Origin of the sequence: Flavonifractor sp. An306 (assembly GCF_002159455.1) — a bacterium.
In the GTDB taxonomy this organism is placed as follows: Bacteria; Bacillota; Clostridia; order Oscillospirales; family Oscillospiraceae; genus Flavonifractor.
The window spans coordinates 1-509 of sequence record NZ_NFIQ01000278.1; the positions used below are offsets into that span (position 1 = coordinate 1).

A 509-nucleotide genomic window follows, 5' to 3' on the forward strand; every position below is an offset into this window, starting at 1 on the left:
TGTTAGCGTCAGGCGATAATCGCCATTCCGGGTCAGGCGAAAAACGCCAATTTTGGTCAACTGAAAACAGCCATTTACAATTTGAATAGTTCCTTTACACTGGAGGCGTAGCCAGCCCCCGGTGAAAGGAGATAAGATGAAACAACCCAATTTCGCAGCCATGTCCCCGGTTGTGGCAAAGGCCATTGAGCAGATGATGGCCGAGCAAGGAGACAAGTTCTCGCTGGAGAAGGTCAATCTTGCAGAGCTGGAGCGCCGTACCGGGATTTCCCGCGCCAGACTGCGCCGGATGAAGGAGCACGGCTTTGAGGACACTGAGCACGCCTCGAAGGGCCGGAAGGCAAGTACCACGCTTTTGAGCGGCTACACAGGCATCCTGGACGGACAGCTGAAAGCAGGGGTTACAAACTCCGCTGTGTGCCTCAGCAGGCTCCGTGCAAATGGCTACCACGGAGGGAAGACCATTGTTAAGGACTACATCGCTGCTCACCAGCACCTTGTTCCGCCTG

The 509-nt window shown here is 55.2% G+C and carries 1 pseudogene; it reads left to right on the top strand.

The features are described from left to right. Positions 1-136: 136 nt before the first annotated feature. A pseudogene (locus B5F88_RS20110) lies at positions 137-509 on the top strand (IS21 family transposase); the annotation flags it as partial.